Below are 15,174 nucleotides of genomic sequence, written 5' to 3'. Positions count from 1 at the left end.
CATCCGCGTCAGTTGAGGGTGGAAACCAAACCTTCCATAGCCGAAGGTGCCTTATGGAACCGCACGAACGAAAGCTTGCGCTCGATGCCCTCTCCGCAACCATGGTCGAGTTCCACGCGGATCAGCCCATGTTCACTTCCGATGAACTGGCCGCTCTGAGTGACCGCGATGCGAAATACGTGCTCGCTGACCTCCAAGAGGCCGTGCGTGGTATGAACGAGGTTGAACTTTGTTCCCTCTCGTCAGCACTAGAGGGACGTGGACTAAGCCTTACGAAGCTGGTGTTGGAAAATGTGTCGATCACAGGCTCCATTGCCCGAAAAAAGGTCTGGTCAGAGGCAGACCTGATTTTGCTCAGCGCGTCTCGGGAAGTTCTCCCTTTGGACGTGAGGGAGAGGCTTTCGGTCGCGTTGGGAGGATAGGTAGAGGTCCGCAATGGGTCGAGAGCGGTCATCGAACAGCACCTGAGAAACGGACATTGGGCTGGGAGCCGATAGCCGACTTTCCCGAACGTCTGAGATAAGTGGTTAGCAACATTGGCAGAAGGGCTGACAGCCGACATTTAAGCCTGACCCCGAAACTCACGTCTTTGCAGCCGGCTCAGCCCCGCACGAACTCCGTGGGCGACATCCTCGTCACCTGCCTGAAAGCAGCTGAAAAGGCGGCCGTGCTCGAAAATCCGCAAGCGGAGGCCACGCGTGCGATTGGAAGTCCGCTGCCGAGGCGGTCGATGGCATGAACAATGCGCGCGCGTTGACGCCAGCCCTTGAAGGTCAAGCCTGTCTCGGCGGGGAAGAGTCGGCTCGCCGTCCGCTCAGAAGTCGCTGCTTGGGTAGCAAGGTCATGAAGATCGAAGCGACCCCTGGGGTCGTCGATCGCCAGTTCGGCAACACGGAGGGCGACGGCGCTGGACGGCATCGGCAAGAAGGTTGGGGCGTCGACAGTTTCCGCCAGCTCGTGGAGCATCAGTTGCACAAGCAGATCGATCTTTGACTGCGGGACCCCCGATACGAAAGCCGCCTCAAGCAGTGCGGCGAAGAGTGGAGTCACTCTGACCGCAAAGGCTCGATCGGCTGCCAGAGAAGGTCGGATCGATGCGACGGCCTCCGCCTGGCAATGAACGATCCGCAGTTCTGCATCCCTGAGGACTTCCGCCATGTGCTCGACACCCGGAGGCACCCAGACGGCGAGCAGCGGCGGTGCGAGCCATCGGCCTTCCTTGGTGTGGATCTGCACGACGCCAGAGGCGGCGAACGTAAGTTGACCCTCCCGATGCGTATGCATCGGCAGTCCCTTGCTCCGGAGCTTCTGGCCTCGGCTCACCGTGAAGGAGGGCGTGTCCATCATTTGGCGTCTCCGCGATGCCGATTGGCGGCACATCGGTGGCCGATCGCCCTACATCAGCGCCTCGAACCCGTCGAGGAGAATGCCGATGACCAAAATGATGAAGGCTGTGAGCATTGATAACTACGGCGACAACAGCGTCGTCCGACTTGTCGAGCTGCCTTGCTCGACCCCTGGACCAGGCAAGATCCGGGTGGCGGTGCGTGCGGCGGGTGTCAATCCCGTCGACTGGAAGATCCGTAACGGGGCGGGCCAACGCATGGGCATGACGCTTCCTATCCGCATGGGAAGCGAGATTTCCGGGGTAGTGGACGCAGTCGGAGAGGGGGTCGATATCCTCGGGGAAGGTGACGAGGTTTTCGGCATCGTTTCGAGCGGCGGGTTCGCCGAATACGTCGTGGTCGAGGCCGACGACCTCGTGCGCAAACCCGAGCGCCTCGACTTCATCCATTCCGCAGCCATTCCGCTAGGAGGCCTGACAGCCTGGCAGTCAATGATCGATGCTGGGGGTCTCAAAGCGGGCGATCGTCTCTTGATCACGGGCGGGTCGGGCGGCGTGGGCTCGCTCGCTATCCAGATCGCCAAGGCGAAAGGCGCGCACGTCACCGCGATGGCGTCGAGCCGAAATGAAGCCTTCGTCCGAAGCCTGGGGGTCGACGCTTTCGTCGACTACACGGCCCAGCCGTTCGAGCAGGTGGTCAGCGATATGGATGTGGTGTTCGACACCATAGGCGGGGAGACGTTTAAGCGCGCGTTCCGCACGGTTCGACCGGGCGGTGTCCTTGTTACGGCGGTGGCGTTTCCTGGCGAGGACAAGCCGTGGTCCGACGTCAGGGTTGAACGGGTATACACAAAAGCAAATGCTGATCAGCTGTCATCTCTCCGGTCTCTCGTCGACGAGGGCCGGCTTACGCCTCATGTCGGCACTGTTTATTCCTTCGAGGATGTCACCGAAGCGCTCGAACTCTCGGAGAGTGGCCGGGCTCAGGGAAAGATCATTCTGGCGATTGCCTAACGCTAGCGGAACTATGGTTCGAGGCGACGGTCTCAGGGCGTCGCCGGCTCTCTGGGGCGTCCGCTATGGGGCGAGAGCTGACCTCGCCGCAACGCCGGCTCGGACCTTCGCCATACTATCGAGTGTCGCCTTATCGGCGACCTGCAAATGTCTGCTCCTGGCGCTAAGCAGCTCTGATTAGCGCGACCATTCGCTATGCTCCAACTCGCGTTGCTGGCGCTCGGGCAGGTGGTCGAGGGCGTCCTTCATGATGGTTCAATCTCAGCCCGAGAGGGGCGGTACGGCAGCGCTTGGACCCGTTCTAATGGTTTGGTTGCGACGAACAAATCAGGCCGGGTGTCCGACCGGAAGTGTGAGAACATGACTGTTGGGCATGGCCGACGCCTTTGGCGCAGGGCGCTTGGACAGGGCGGCGGCAATCCGGTCGGACGGCGGCATTCTACGCTGGGTTCTCCGGCTCGCAACCCGCCCTCTTGTCAGGCGGCGATTTCTGGATGAGAATCCGGGCGCGTTCGTAGGGACGCCGAGGCGTGAGAACCTCGATTGACTGTTCGACCTGATCTTCAATTCCGGTGCACGGATGGCGTGCGCGTATGTCCAGGCTTCGCCTTGCGGCACGGCTAAAGGCGCCCGCGCGTGTCTCAATCACGTTCTCAACATCCGGCATCGGCCGGGTCCGCCTCTTTGCGAAAGGAGGCGGACCCGTGTCGGAGGAAACTGTGCAATCGCGCGTCCGCGCCGAAGTGGGTATGGCCGACCTGTACCGTCGCTATGCGCCCTGGCTGACCGCAAGGATGCGGGGGCGGTTCGGGGCCGACGCCGAGGACATCGTCCAGGACGCCTGGGTCCGGGTGGCGGCGCTCGGACACGACAATCCCATCCAGCATCCCAAGGCGTTCCTGCTTCGAATCGCCCAGAATCTCGCGCTAGACCGGGTGCGTCATCGCCAAGTCGCGGCGCGCCATGCGGCAGCCAACGCAGACGACGACAGTCTCAGCCCCGACCAACTCGAGGCTGTGCTGCTGGAACAGGTGATCGACAGCTTGCCAGCGCCCCTGCGGTACGTCTCGAACGTTTTGGACTGCTACCTCGCCCTGGCGGCGGGACGCAGGGTGTTCACCGTCCGGCAATGCCGACCTCAGGGCGGCGCCCTATGACGACGGAACCCCCAGGCTCTGCTCTGGAGGAGGGCGCGCTCCTGACGCGCGCCGAGGCCTCTGCCTTCCTGGCGCAGCGCGGCATCCGGCTCAAGCCGGCCACGCTGGCGCGGCTGTGGTCGACCCGATCGGACGGCCCGCCGTGCCGCCACGTCCGGTCCAAACCGCTCTATCCGCGCAATCTGCTCGAGGCCTGGGCGGCGAGCCAGGTCTCGGAGCTTCGCACCGGCGCCCCGGCCGCAGCGCAGGGCCGACGCCGTGGCTGACCGACGGCCGGACCGATCCGACATCCCGGACCTCTTCGCCGGCATCCCGGAGGCGGCGAGGGGGCGCATCGTCACAGGGGTGATCCTGGAGCGCGTTGAGCCGCCGACGCCCGTTCGGCCTTCGAGAGGGCGGACGACCGCGATCCGGTCACACAGCTGGGGCCTTGAGCCCGGCGGTCCGGAGGACCGGCTTCTGCCCTGGCCCGAGGTGCGCAAACTCGTCGGTTTCAGTCGGACGACGGCGTGGCGCATGCAGAGGGCGGGACTGTTTCCGGGGCCTGTTCCGGTGTCCCCGGGACGGGTCGGATGGTGGGAAAGCGAGCTGAACGCCTGGAAGCAGGAGAGGCGATCCGCCGAGCCGGTGAGTGTCCGAGCGCCGGGCGAGGGGCGGCGTTTCAGCCCGCCGAGCGCGCCGCGATTGCCCGGCATGCCGCGATCGACGCGGGCGCTGCCGTCCGCCCTGCCGCCGATGCGGTCGGTTTCGCCGCCGCTTCCGCCGCCCGCTGCCCCGGCCCGGATTTCGCGACGCCGGTCGCGGGGTCCGGATCCGGCCCAGACGGACTTTGGCTTCTAGCGGACTTCGTCACCTCGGTTCCGGGAAGTGCTCGACGATCGGTCCCAGGGCGAGGGCGGGCAGGAACTGCAGGCCGCTTTTCGATCGCGACCGCGATCATCAGCGCCTTTATCCCGGGGTCGCTGATCCGGATCCCCTCCGTCCATGGGATATCCTGGAGCGGGCTTGCTAGGTCATGTCGCGGCAAATCGACGGCGCCCGAGACGGTCTAGGTCCGCGACGCCAGATCACGATACGGCTCGCCTCGCTCGGCCGCCTCCGCGCGGGGCAAGACCGTGGAGACAACGCCCGCGCTCACCGCGACCTTGATGTCGCGAATGCGGATCCCGTCGACAATGGTCTTGGGTTTCGCGACCGGCATGTCGGCCAAGCCATCGACCCACGCGTCGGATTGAATCTCGATCAGACCGGGTCGTCTGTTGGCGTCTTCGCCGGCCGCGGCCTGCATCGCGTCTAGTGCGTCGTTCAGTTCGTCGGGCGTCATGGGCGCAGCTTCTAGGCCGAGTCGTTCAGAGCGTCGCCAGCGCGCCGTCAGGAAGGGCGCACTGCAGCGCGCTGGCCTCCGGCCAGGGGGCGGTCATCCAGGCCTCGATCTCGTCTGTCTCCGTCAAAATCACCGGCATGGCCTTCGGGTGGATCGACTTCACAGGCTCACTGGGCTCCGTCGTAAGGAAGGCGAACAGGTCGGCCTGCTCCCAGCCGGTCTTGATCTTGCGCACGCCCTCCCAGGCCGGGAGGTGGATGCCGGCAAAGAAGGCCAGGGGGTCAGGGTCGTCGCCCGCCAGCTTGAACCACGCCGGCTGGTACTTGCCGGCGGCGTCGCGGCCGGGTTCGCTAAAGGCTGTGAACGGAACCAGGCAGCGGTGCGACGGCTCCAGCCAGCGCTTCCAATGGGTCGACGCCGTGTTGCGGACGTTGGTCGTGCCGCTGTCCGGCTCATTCTTCAGCAGGTCCTGGAAGTCGAACTCCGTCGTCTTGGCCCGCAACCTATCGGCGCGCTTGGTCGCCGCCTCATAGATCGCCTTCGATGACGACGGCATGCCCCAGCGCGCCAGGGCGAGTTCGCGAACGCCATCGGCGGCCGTCCTTATGATCGGCGCGGCGTAGTCGGGATAGACGTCTCCCGGCGCTAGGTTGCCGACCGTCGAGCGCATGGCCTTGGCCATGTCCATGATCGCTTGAGGACCGGAGCGCTGGCGATAGAGGTTGCACATGGCGGGACGCTCGCACGACGAACCGGGTTTGTGGAGTCACGTGGAGGCGGCCGGTCGCGATCAGACGTTCGCCTCAACCTGAAAGCGGTCCTTAACATGCGACGCCGTCAGCGGATCGGCGCGTAAACCCTGTCGAACACGTCCCGTGCGGCGTCGTTTGGCACCATCCCCGATTTGATGTCCTCGCCAAGCAGCAGTATTCTCTCAACGGAAGCGCTGGAGCTCGCTGCTGTTGTGGCCCATCATTCTCCACCCATCTCCAGCTTCTCACCGTAGCTGATCACCAAGGCATCGCGTAGCGCCATCACGCGGCGATTGTCGAAGTCGGGACCTCGGCAGGCGAATGCGATCTGTCGAACTGGGGCGTTCTTGCCGAGGGAAATCTCCTGGACGGGGTAGGCGCTGAGCATGCGTCCGCGCACCTGGGGAAGGATGGAAACGCCGAGACCGGCCGAGACCATCGCCAGGACAGCCTCGATGGATTCCAGTTCAAATCGGGGTTTCAGGCCTGGAGCCAGCTTGTGCATATGGCTGGCCGCTACGCGTCCGCTGGTGAGTGACGTATCAAACTGCAGCCAAGGATAACGGTCGATCATGGTCTTGATGGATCGACCGGTCGCATCGGGTGGGGCGACGAAGACGAACGGCTGCTCGACGAGATCGTGCCAGTATAACCGGCTTGATCCGCCGGAGGTCGGACGGATGAGCGCCACGCCATCCAGCCGCCCCGCCTTTAGCTGATCGAGCAGTTCGACGGAGTCACCCTGAATCACGCGTACGCTGAGTTCGGGGTGTCGTTGACTGATCTCTGCCAGGACGAGCGGAACAAGCGTGGGCTGCAAGGAGCGGATGGTCCCGAGCATGACCCGGCCCGTGAGAGCGACGGTATGACGTGTGCGGACCGCCTCGACTGAGTCCAGTGCGACGCGAATATTCTCCGACAACTCTCGCGCCAACGGCGTGGGACGTGAGGTTCGCGCCGAGCGATCGAACAGCGGCTGCCCCAGATATTCTTCAAGTCGTTTCATCTGCAGACTGACGGCGCTGGGAGTCAGGCCGAGATCGTCGGCTGCCGCTGCAAAGCTTCCGTGACGAAGAATCGCATCAAGCGTGATGAAAAACTCAAACTTCATGGCTGGGATATCCAAAACAGCGAGGCGTCGTGTCAGGACGCATTTCATTGGTGATGATACGTCACCGTTGGATCAATGAAACATCACTATTTTTGGTGGGTGTCGAGCGTTAGGTCTGGGTCGTCAACGGCAAGGCAAGCAGCCCGCCGGTGACAAACGACCGACACGTCCGAAGAGACGCCTGCGGTTAGGGAGACGAGGAAGATGGTCAGCAGGACACATGTCCAACAATTTTTGGCCGGCGCCTGGATCGAGGGCGAAGGTCCCGTGGTCGATGTCGTCGACAAGTTCACGGGCGACGTCATCGCCTCGGTGAGCTGCGCCTCGACAGCCCAGGTCGATGCCGCTGTGGCTGGCGCGAAGGCCGGCTTCGAGGCGCTGAAACTGGAGCCGTTCGAGCGGTATCGGCTGTTGAACGCGGTCGCCGACCTGATCCTGGCCAATCGTCAATCCCTAGCCGAGACGATCGTGACGGAATCGGGCGTGCCCTGGAAGGATTCCGACAACGAGGTCGGCCGTGCGGCCGAGACCTTCCGTCTGTCGGCAGAGGAGGCGAGGCGGCTCGTCGGCGAGGTTGTGCCGATTCAGGGCGCGCAGGGTCAGGCGCACCGCATGGCCTTCACCCTGCGCGTCCCGCGCGGCGTGGTCGGCGGCGTCAGCGCCTTCAACTCGCCGCTCAACATGGTGGCGCACAAGGTGGCGCCGGCCTTGGGGGCGGGAAACACGGTGGTGTTCAAGCCGCCGCTTGTGACGCCGCTCTCCGCGACTCGCCTGTTCGAACTGATGCTGGAGGCCGGCGTGCCGCCGAGCCACATCGCCTTGATCCATGGCGATGGTGATCCGGTCGGTCAGCATCTGGTCGAACATCCCGGGGTCGATTTCTTCACCTTCACGGGCAGCACCCCGGTGGGCAAACGCATCCGAGAGGCCCGCGGGATGCGGCCTGTTGCGCTTGAACTGGGCAGCATCGCTGCGACCATCGTCTGCGCCGATGCGGACCTGAAGCGGGCGGCGATGCGATGCGCCCAGTCGGGCTTTCGTCGCCAAGGCCAGGCCTGCACTTCTACGCAGCGTCTTTTCGTTCAGCGTGACGTCCTTGAGGCGTTCCAGGCGCTCTTCCTTGCCGAGGTCGCGGCCCTGGTCGTCGGCGATCCTCGCGATCCCAACACCGATGTCGGGCCGATGATCAGTGAGAAGGATGCGATCCGCGCCGAGACCTGGGTGCGCGAGGCCGTCGATCAGGGCGCGCGGATCCTGGCGGGCGGAACCCGGCAGGGCGCAGTGCTCCAGCCCACGGTTTTGACGGACGCAAGGCCCTCGATGAAAGTCCTGTGCGAGGAAATCTTCGCGCCCGTTCTGTCGATAATTCCCTTCGACACGCTCGACGAGGCCATCGATCAGGTCAACGCGACCGAGTTCGGTCTGGCTGCCGGCCTGTTCACGCAGGACATCCAGAGCGCGCTGCAAAGCGCCGCCCGACTGCATGTCGGGGTCGTGCACCTCAACGATGCTTCGAGCAGCCGCGTCGATCTCATTCCCTTCGCCGGGGTGAAGGAGAGCGGCGTGGGCGTCGAAGGCCCGAAATACGCCATGCGCGAGATGACCGAAGAACGTCTCGTGACGGTGACCCTCTGATGGAACAGACAATGACGACACACGGTGTGACCGGCGCGATTTTCATGGCCCAATGCCTGAAGGCGGAGGGGGTCGAAAAGGTCTTCGGCCAGTGTGGCCATACCAACTATGCGCTGATCGACGCCTGCCAGAAGCTGGGCATCGACTACATCTCCTTCCGTCACGAACAGCAGGCCGTCCATGCGGCCGACGCCTATTACCGCGTCTCCAAGAAGCTGGCCGTGATCAACGTCCACCTGTCGCCCGGCCTCACCAATACGGTGACCGGCGTCGCGTCTGCGGCGATGGACGGCACGCCGATGGTTGTGATCACGGGAAACACACCGAGCTATCACCATCCGCGCGAGGCGCACCAAAGCATGCGCCTGCATGCCGATGCTTCGCAGGGCGACATCTTCAAGCCGATCTGCAAGCGGGTCTGGCGGGTCGATGACGCCAAGTTCCTGCCGGAGGTGATGCACCGCGCCCTCAACATCGCCCAGACGGGGCGTCCCGGCGCGGTCCTTCTCGACATTCCGATGGATGTCTTCTCCCAGAAGATCGAAGCTGAGCCCGTCACGCGGTCGCGTCGGCCCAACTTCCCGCGGTCGATGGGCGACGCCCAGGGGGTCGCCGAGGCCGCCCGACTGTTGGCCGGCGCATCCAATCCGGTCATCTTCGCCGGCAACGGGGTGGCTATGTCGGGGGCTTTCGACGAGCTGCGCGCGCTAGCCGAGCTTTTGCAGGCGCCGGTGGCGACCACACTGGTCGGCAAGGGCGTCTTTCCTGAAACCCATCCGCTCTCTGTTGGAACGACGGGCATCTGGGGCGCGCGGGTCGCCAACGACACGACCCGCAACGCCGATGTGATCCTGGCTGTCGGCACAGCCTTCGGCGAGGCGGACTGCAGCTCCTGGCGTTCGGAACACACCTTCGACATCCCCGGCTCCACCCTGATCCAGATCGACATCGATCCGCAGGAAATCGGCAAGAGCTATCCCGTCGATATCGGCATTCTCGGCGACGCCAAGGCTACGCTGGCCCAGCTCGCCGAGGCTCTGGGCGCCTCTCCCCGCGCGGCGGCGGTCACCGAGGCGCAGGCCGAAGTGATCGCCGCCAGAAAGGCGGCCTGGCGCGAGGAGCTCAAGGACACCCAGCTGATCGACACCAAGCCGATACACCCGGCGCGCCTGCTGATGGAACTGTCGAAGGCTGCGCCCGACGACGCCGTGTTCGTCACAGACGTGGGCTGGAACAAGAACGGCGCCGGACAGCAGCTGGAGATCGCCAGTCCCGCCGGCTTCATCACTTCTGGCGGCATGGCGACCATGGGCTATTCGCCCGGCGCCGCCGTCGGGGCCAAGCTCGGCGCGCCGGATCGCAAGGTGTTGGGTCTTGTCGGCGACGGCGGATTGATGTCGGTGCTGGGCGCCCTGACCACGGCCGTCGAACTCGACATTCCGGTCCTGTGGATACTGTTCAACAACTTCTGCTACTCGACCATCCGCACCGTCGGCTCGACCTACTTCGATAACAAATACGGCACCGAGTTCCGCACCCCGGACGGCGAGCCTTACAACCCCGACTTTCAGCTTCTAGCCAAGTCCTTCGGTATCGCTTCGGCCCTGATCGAGGAGCCGGACGACCTGGAGGCGGGCATCCGCGACGCCCTGGCCAAGGACGTGCCCTTCCTGTTGGAAGTACGGACGCGCGGCGACGTGCCGATGCCGCGCACCGGCTATTGGGACATCGCCGACTTCCTGGCGAACGGCAATGACTGACGCCCGACCGCCGTCGGCCCTGAGGCGCCGTGACTACCAGCCTGAGCACAGCGGTCCGTTGGACCGCGTGCGGGTTCTGGACATGTCGCGGCTGTTCGCCGGCAATGTGCTCACACAGGTGCTGGGCGATTTCGGTGCGGAGGTCATCAAGGTCGAACCGCCCAGCGGCGACACGCTTAGAGGGTGGAAGACCCAAGGGGTCTCGACGCACTGGAAGATCTACGCCCGCAACAAGAAGAGCCTGTGCCTGGACCTGCGCACCCAGCGCGCAAAGGACCTGTTGCTGGGCCTGGTCCCGTCGGCGGCGATTCTTGTCGAGAGCTTTCGACCGGGCGTTCTGGAAGACATGGGGCTGGATGCGGACTCGCTTCTGGCGCTCAATCCCAAGCTGGTGATCGTCAGGATTTCAGGGTGGGGTCAGGACGGCCCCTACCACCAGCGCCCCGGCTTCGGCACCGTCATCGAAGGCATGTCCGGCTTCGCCGCGATCAATGGGTTCGAGGACCGCGAGCCGGTGCTGCCGCCCATGTATCTGGCGGACGGCGTCGCGGGACTTTACGGCGCATCGGCGGTGATGATCGCGCTGCGTGAGGCCGAACGGCCGGACGGCCGGGGTCAGATGATCGACCTGCCGCTCTATGATCCGCTCTTCGCCCTGCTTGGCCCTCAGGCCGCGAACTATCGCCTGACGGGTCAGAGCCGAAAGCCGACGGGTAGCCGGTCCAGCAACTCCGCCCCGCGCAACGCCTACCGCTGCAAGGACGGTAAATATGTCAGTCTGTCTGGATCGACCCAGGGCATGGCGGAGCGGATCTTCCGCGCCATCGGCCGATCCGACCTGATCGCCGATGCGCGTTTTCGCACAAATGACGATCGTCTGAAGAATGTTGCGGCGCTGGATGCGATCATCGGCGAATTCATCGCGACCCATTCCCAGGCCGACCTGGTGGCGCTCATGGAGACCGCTTCCGTAACGGTCGGCCCCATCTATGACATTGCCCAGATCCTTGAGGATCCGCACGTCATCGACCGCGAAATCGTGGCCGATTATCCCGACGACGAGATCGGCAGCTTGCCGATGCACCATGTCGTGCCCCGTCTTGCGGAGACCCCGGGCGGCATCCGCATGGCAGCCCCTTCTCTAGGGCAGGACAATCGTATCTTGCTGAGCGAACTTGGGGTCGATTCCGCCGGCTACGACGTCCTCGTCGCCGAAGGCGTGGCGTTCGAAGCCCCCCGCGTGGAGTCGGTGTCGTGACCGGCCTCTGGCGCTCATTGCTCTATGTGCCTGCGCACATCGAACAGTTCGTCGCCAATCCGCGCCTGGCGGAGGCCGACGCCGTCGTTCTGGATCTTGAAGACAGCGTCCCCGCCGATCAGAAGACGGCGGCCCGTGATCGACTTTCGGCGGCCGTGGCCAAGGTCGGAGCAGCCGGTCCAGATGTTCTGGTCCGGATCAACGACGGCGCCGTTGGAGAGGCCGATATTCCTGCAGCGGTCCAGTCCGGCGTTTCCGCCCTGGTCGTGCCCAAGGTGAGATCCGCAGAACAGTTGAGGCGCATCGCAGATCGGGTGGCGTCGACTGAGGCGGAGGTCGGTCTGCCGTGCGGCGGCATTCGCCTGGTCGTCCTGATCGAAACGGCCGACGGCTTTATGGCCATGACGGAAATCCTTCGCGCGACGCCGCAGACGGTGGGCGTGATCCTGGGGGCCGAGGATTTCGCCGCCGATGTCGGCATGGTTGTCGATGAGGCGACGCTTCGCGGACCGCGGCAACAGGTCGTGATCGCGGCGGCGGCGGCGGGCGTCCGACCGTTTGGGCTGATGGGCGCAATGACGCGGTTCGACAATTTGGACGCCTATCGCGCCTTGGCTGTCGAGTCGAAGCGGTTCGGTTACGTCGGATCGACCTGCATTCATCCCAGCCAGATCGCCGTGCTCAACGCGGCCTTCTCGCCGAGTTCCGACGAGCTTCAATGGGCCGAGCGCGTGTGTGCGGCCTTTGAGGACGCCGGCCGAAATGGACGCGGCGCCGTCGCGCTCGACGGTCGAATGATCGACGCGCCTGTAGCGGTCCGCGCCGAGGGACTCTTGTCTCGCCATCGCGAAATCCAAGCCAGAGCGGCTTCCAAGCACGGAGGGACAGACGAGGCGCGCTGAAGAAGGGGTCAGCGCTCAAAGCCCCGCAACAGCAGGGGAAACAATCAAAAAATCAGGGAGGATAATTAAATGCACAGGAAATCGACCGCGTCTGAATTCGAGGCGATCCGCCGGAGCCATAGGCGTCGGGTTCGCGCAGGGCTGATGACGAGCGTGGCGCTTGCCGCCGCCCTTCCGTCCTTGGCGATGGCTCAGGCCCGCCCGCAAACGCCAATGTCAGAAACGACTGCCGAGATCGAGGCGGAGGCCCAGGCCCAAGCGACCGAGGTCGACGAGATCGTCGTCACCGGCACCGCCATTCGCGGCGTCGCCCCTGTCGGATCGGCGACGGTCGGCATCAGCCGCGAAGACCTTGTCCAGGCGCCCGTCCGTGAACCCAGCGCCCTGGTGGCGTCCCTGCCTCAGGCGTCGAACCAGGGCACAAGCCTGACCTCTTCGGGCGGCCGCGCCGCAGGCGTGAACCTTCGCGGGCTTGGCAACAACGCCACCCTGGTTCTGTTCGATGGCAAGCGTGTCGTGCCGCAGGGCGGAAACGCCCAGGTCTCCGACCCCAACCTCATTCCCTTCTCCGCGATCGACCGGGTCGAAGTCGTGACAGACGGGGCGTCGGCCATCTATGGGTCCGATGCTGTCGCCGGGGTGGTGAACTATATCCTTCGTCGTAACTACGATGGCGCTCAGATCACCGCGCGCTATGTCGATTCTCTGTACGATCAGGTCGTTGTCGACGGCGTGGTCGGCAAGACCTGGACCGGCGGAAGCCTGATGGTCGCAGGCTCCTACGACACAAATGATCGGGCCGGGCGCGACGTGCGCGACTATATGCTGCTGGATCTCAGACCCTTCGGCGGCAACAACAACAATCTGGTGGGAACCACGGTCTATCCCGGCGACAGCGGCGCCCTGATCATCGGCAACACTGTCTATGGTTTGCCCGAGACTGGCGGGGCTCGTCCGACAGCCGCCCAGGTCCTGGCCTTGCAGGGCAATCCCGAGCTCTACGACCAATCCCGCCTGTATGATTTCTACACCGAGCGGGAACGGTTCGCCTTGCTGATCAAGGGGCGCCAGGAACTCGCGCCAGGGGTCGAGATTGGTTACACCGGGATCTACAATCGCCGTACGAACGAATCCCGTTCTGGCGACGGCTTCGAGCGGATCGCGATCCGGGTCGATCCCAGCAGCCCTTATTATATTCCCGGTCTGCCGAACCCGACTGCAGCCCAGACGGTCGTCTACAACTATTCGCTCAACAATCCGGGTACGTCTCGCGACCAGTCGAATCTGGAAGAGACGACAAGTCATGCGATCGACCTGACGGCGCAACTGCCGATGGACTTCCGGTTCAACGGCCTGATTTCCTACGGCAAGACCGACAGCTGCAATGTTTGCCAGCCGCAGGTCAACACGACCCGCGCGGCGGTGATCGCCAATCAGGCCAGCTACGGCTTCAACCCCTATCAGCTCGGCCGCCAGGAGGCTGCCGACGCGCTGGTCGGCGGGTTTATCCAGCAATACGACACCACCCTGTTCGACAGCGTGGCCAAGATCGACGGCTCGTTGTTCTCGGTGCCCGCCGGTCCTGTCCGGGTCGCGGCCGGCGTCGAATATGCGCGCTACAAGCTTTATCTGAAGGCGCAGAATACGCTGAACCTGACCAACACCTACCAGACCTCGCGCTACACCAAGAGCGACCGTGAGGTGACCTCTGCGTTTGCGGAAGTCTATGTGCCGTTGGTGGGGGAAGAGAGCAGCATCCCGTTCATGCAGTCGCTCGATCTGAGCGCTGCGGTACGCTACGACACCTATTCCGATGCTGGCGATACGACCAATCCCAAGATCGGTCTGACGTGGAAGTCGACGGACGAACTGACGTTCCGCGCAAGCTGGGGAACATCGTTCCGCGCTCCGACGCTGATCGAGGCCAATCCGCAGACCGTGGGCCAAACCAACCGAGTGTTCGTCAGCAACGGCGCGGGCGATCCAGCCATTCCGATCACGAACGTCGCGACGGGCCAGAGCCCTGTTCTGTCCCGCACCGGAAATACGGCCGGCTTGCAGCCGGAATCAGCAAAAATCTGGTCGATCGGGGCGGACTACAATCCGAACTTCGCACCGGATCTGAAGCTCAGCCTGACCTACTACAATGTCGATTACACTGACCGTATAGAGAACCTGCCGAATCAGACGTTGATCCTGTCCAGCCCGGCGAACCTGGCCTTGTTGCGTGACTTCTTCATCACCGCGCCCCAGCCGGCGACCTGCGTCAACGGCAACTATGCGACCTACAACCCGGCCTATCTTCCGTGGCTGACGGACCCGAACGCGGTTTATTCGCCATCGACCATCAATGACTGCGCGCTGGTCGGGATCGTAAAGGGCGGCCGTCTGAACCTGGGCGACGTCAAGCAGAGCGGCTTGGACTTCGCCGCCAACTATCGCCAGCAGACCTCCATCGGCGACTTCCGCTACAACTTCACCTTCTCCAAGATTTTGAAGTTGGAGAAGAGCATTGTGGCAGGCGGCGCCCTGTTCGACGCCTTGGACACCTACGGTTTCCAGGTCAGCGAGCGCGGTCGGTTCAACGTCGGCTATAGCCGCGGTCCGATCTCGGCCAATGTGACCGCGAACTATGTCGGCTCATATCTGAACAATGCGACGATCACGGTCGCCGGCGTCAAGAAGCCGGATACGCAAATCCCCAGCTGGACGACATTCGACGCCGGTGTCGCCTACGAGTTCCAGGATGGCGCACCGACCGGCCTGAGCGGCGTGCGCATGTCGGTGTCGGTGCAGAACATCACCGACAAGGATCCCCCAATCGTCCTCAGCGGCACGACTGCCGTCGATCTGGGAAATCACAACCCGTTTGGTCGCGTGGTCAGCTTCGAGGTGACCAAGCGGTTCTGACCGTCT

General features: G+C 64.0%; 14 protein-coding genes. 10 read left to right on the top strand and 4 right to left on the bottom strand.

Translation table 11 applies throughout. From position 1 onward, the window contains the following. Nucleotides 1–53: 53 nt before the first annotated feature. Nucleotides 54–422, top strand: coding sequence for a hypothetical protein (locus CHRYSEO8AT_RS15855; RefSeq protein WP_159851506.1), 369 nt, complete (start codon nt 54–56; stop codon nt 420–422). A gap of 178 nt (nt 423–600) precedes the next feature. On the opposite strand, the gene CHRYSEO8AT_RS15850 is transcribed toward CHRYSEO8AT_RS15855, so the two are convergent. Next, nucleotides 601–1,347, bottom strand: coding sequence for a helix-turn-helix domain-containing protein (locus CHRYSEO8AT_RS15850; protein ID WP_201304463.1), 747 nt, complete (start codon nt 1,345–1,347; stop codon nt 601–603). Between the two features lie 85 nt (nt 1,348–1,432). On the opposite strand from CHRYSEO8AT_RS15850, the gene CHRYSEO8AT_RS15845 reads away from it, so the two are divergent. From CHRYSEO8AT_RS15845 to CHRYSEO8AT_RS15830, 4 genes are all read left to right on the top strand, one after another. Next, nucleotides 1,433–2,359, top strand: a complete 927-nt coding sequence (locus tag CHRYSEO8AT_RS15845) for an NADP-dependent oxidoreductase (protein ID WP_201304462.1) — start codon at nt 1,433–1,435, stop codon at nt 2,357–2,359. 704 nt (nt 2,360–3,063) lie between these two features. Then, entirely contained in the window at nt 3,064–3,516 is a 453-nt protein-coding gene (locus CHRYSEO8AT_RS15840; RefSeq protein WP_159851505.1) for an RNA polymerase sigma factor, read from the top strand. Next, the gene (locus CHRYSEO8AT_RS15835; protein ID WP_159851504.1) at nt 3,513–3,782 is read left to right on the top strand and encodes a hypothetical protein; all 270 of its coding nucleotides are present in this window, start codon (nt 3,513–3,515) and stop codon (nt 3,780–3,782) included. Before CHRYSEO8AT_RS15840 ends, CHRYSEO8AT_RS15835 begins: the two co-directional genes overlap by 4 nt. After that, nucleotides 3,775–4,356, top strand: coding sequence for a helix-turn-helix transcriptional regulator (locus tag CHRYSEO8AT_RS15830; RefSeq protein WP_370514247.1), 582 nt, complete (start codon nt 3,775–3,777; stop codon nt 4,354–4,356). Before CHRYSEO8AT_RS15835 ends, CHRYSEO8AT_RS15830 begins: the two co-directional genes overlap by 8 nt. 208 nt (nt 4,357–4,564) lie before the next feature. On the opposite strand, the gene CHRYSEO8AT_RS15825 is transcribed toward CHRYSEO8AT_RS15830, so the two are convergent. The 3 genes from CHRYSEO8AT_RS15825 to CHRYSEO8AT_RS15815 form a co-directional block, all read right to left on the bottom strand. Beyond that, nucleotides 4,565–4,840, bottom strand: a complete 276-nt coding sequence (locus tag CHRYSEO8AT_RS15825) for a hypothetical protein (RefSeq protein WP_159851503.1) — start codon at nt 4,838–4,840, stop codon at nt 4,565–4,567. 25 nt (nt 4,841–4,865) lie between these two features. Next, nucleotides 4,866–5,570: an SOS response-associated peptidase gene (locus CHRYSEO8AT_RS15820; protein WP_159851502.1), complete on the bottom strand. Its 705-nt coding sequence runs from the start codon at nt 5,568–5,570 to the stop codon at nt 4,866–4,868. Between the two features lie 242 nt (nt 5,571–5,812). Continuing rightward, nucleotides 5,813–6,703, bottom strand: a complete 891-nt coding sequence (locus CHRYSEO8AT_RS15815) for a LysR family transcriptional regulator (RefSeq protein ID WP_159851501.1) — start codon at nt 6,701–6,703, stop codon at nt 5,813–5,815. A 204-nt stretch (nt 6,704–6,907) separates the two neighbouring features. On the opposite strand from CHRYSEO8AT_RS15815, the gene CHRYSEO8AT_RS15810 reads away from it, so the two are divergent. The 5 genes from CHRYSEO8AT_RS15810 (at nt 6,908) to CHRYSEO8AT_RS15790 (ending at nt 15,168) form a co-directional block, all read left to right on the top strand. Next, on the top strand, nt 6,908–8,338 hold the full coding sequence (locus tag CHRYSEO8AT_RS15810; protein ID WP_159851500.1) for an aldehyde dehydrogenase family protein: 1,431 nt from the start codon (nt 6,908–6,910) through the stop codon (nt 8,336–8,338). An 11-nt stretch (nt 8,339–8,349) separates the two neighbouring features. Further along, on the top strand, nt 8,350–10,098 hold the full coding sequence (locus CHRYSEO8AT_RS15805; protein WP_159851499.1) for a thiamine pyrophosphate-binding protein: 1,749 nt from the start codon (nt 8,350–8,352) through the stop codon (nt 10,096–10,098). Beyond that, nucleotides 10,091–11,356: a CaiB/BaiF CoA-transferase family protein gene (locus CHRYSEO8AT_RS15800; RefSeq protein ID WP_159851498.1), complete on the top strand. Its 1,266-nt coding sequence runs from the start codon at nt 10,091–10,093 to the stop codon at nt 11,354–11,356. The genes CHRYSEO8AT_RS15805 and CHRYSEO8AT_RS15800 overlap by 8 nt, the downstream gene beginning before the upstream one ends. Then, nucleotides 11,353–12,258: a CoA ester lyase gene (locus CHRYSEO8AT_RS15795; protein WP_159851497.1), complete on the top strand. Its 906-nt coding sequence runs from the start codon at nt 11,353–11,355 to the stop codon at nt 12,256–12,258. The genes CHRYSEO8AT_RS15800 and CHRYSEO8AT_RS15795 overlap by 4 nt, the downstream gene beginning before the upstream one ends. Before the next feature lie 213 nt (nt 12,259–12,471). Next, nucleotides 12,472–15,168, top strand: coding sequence for a TonB-dependent siderophore receptor (locus CHRYSEO8AT_RS15790; protein WP_159851496.1), 2,697 nt, complete (start codon nt 12,472–12,474; stop codon nt 15,166–15,168). The last annotated feature ends 6 nt before the right edge of the window (nt 15,169–15,174 follow it).

Source organism: Brevundimonas sp. G8 (genome assembly GCF_902506205.1).
In the GTDB taxonomy this organism is placed as follows: Bacteria; Pseudomonadota; Alphaproteobacteria; order Caulobacterales; family Caulobacteraceae; genus Brevundimonas.
The sequence above is the reverse complement of the archived record's forward strand: the minus strand, read 5'-3'. Positions and strand labels throughout refer to the sequence as shown.

Bases quoted from the DNA above. Each gene is read 5' to 3' on its own strand.
- CHRYSEO8AT_RS15790 (WP_159851496.1), top strand. From the start codon at position 12,472: ATGTCAGAAACGACTGCCGAGATCGAGGCGGAGGCCCAGGCCCAAGCG.
- CHRYSEO8AT_RS15815 (WP_159851501.1), bottom strand. From the start codon at position 6,703: ATGAAGTTTGAGTTTTTCATCACGCTTGATGCGATTCTTCGTCACGGA.
- CHRYSEO8AT_RS15805 (WP_159851499.1), top strand. From the start codon at position 8,350: ATGACGACACACGGTGTGACCGGCGCGATTTTCATGGCCCAATGCCTG.
- CHRYSEO8AT_RS15825 (WP_159851503.1), bottom strand. From the start codon at position 4,840: ATGACGCCCGACGAACTGAACGACGCACTAGACGCGATGCAGGCCGCG.
- CHRYSEO8AT_RS15800 (WP_159851498.1), top strand. From the start codon at position 10,091: ATGACTGACGCCCGACCGCCGTCGGCCCTGAGGCGCCGTGACTACCAG.
- CHRYSEO8AT_RS15850 (WP_201304463.1), bottom strand. From the start codon at position 1,347: ATGATGGACACGCCCTCCTTCACGGTGAGCCGAGGCCAGAAGCTCCGG.
- CHRYSEO8AT_RS15855 (WP_159851506.1), top strand. From the start codon at position 54: ATGGAACCGCACGAACGAAAGCTTGCGCTCGATGCCCTCTCCGCAACC.
- CHRYSEO8AT_RS15810 (WP_159851500.1), top strand. From the start codon at position 6,908: ATGGTCAGCAGGACACATGTCCAACAATTTTTGGCCGGCGCCTGGATC.
- CHRYSEO8AT_RS15835 (WP_159851504.1), top strand. From the start codon at position 3,513: ATGACGACGGAACCCCCAGGCTCTGCTCTGGAGGAGGGCGCGCTCCTG.
- CHRYSEO8AT_RS15845 (WP_201304462.1), top strand. From the start codon at position 1,433: ATGACCAAAATGATGAAGGCTGTGAGCATTGATAACTACGGCGACAAC.
- CHRYSEO8AT_RS15820 (WP_159851502.1), bottom strand. From the start codon at position 5,570: ATGTGCAACCTCTATCGCCAGCGCTCCGGTCCTCAAGCGATCATGGAC.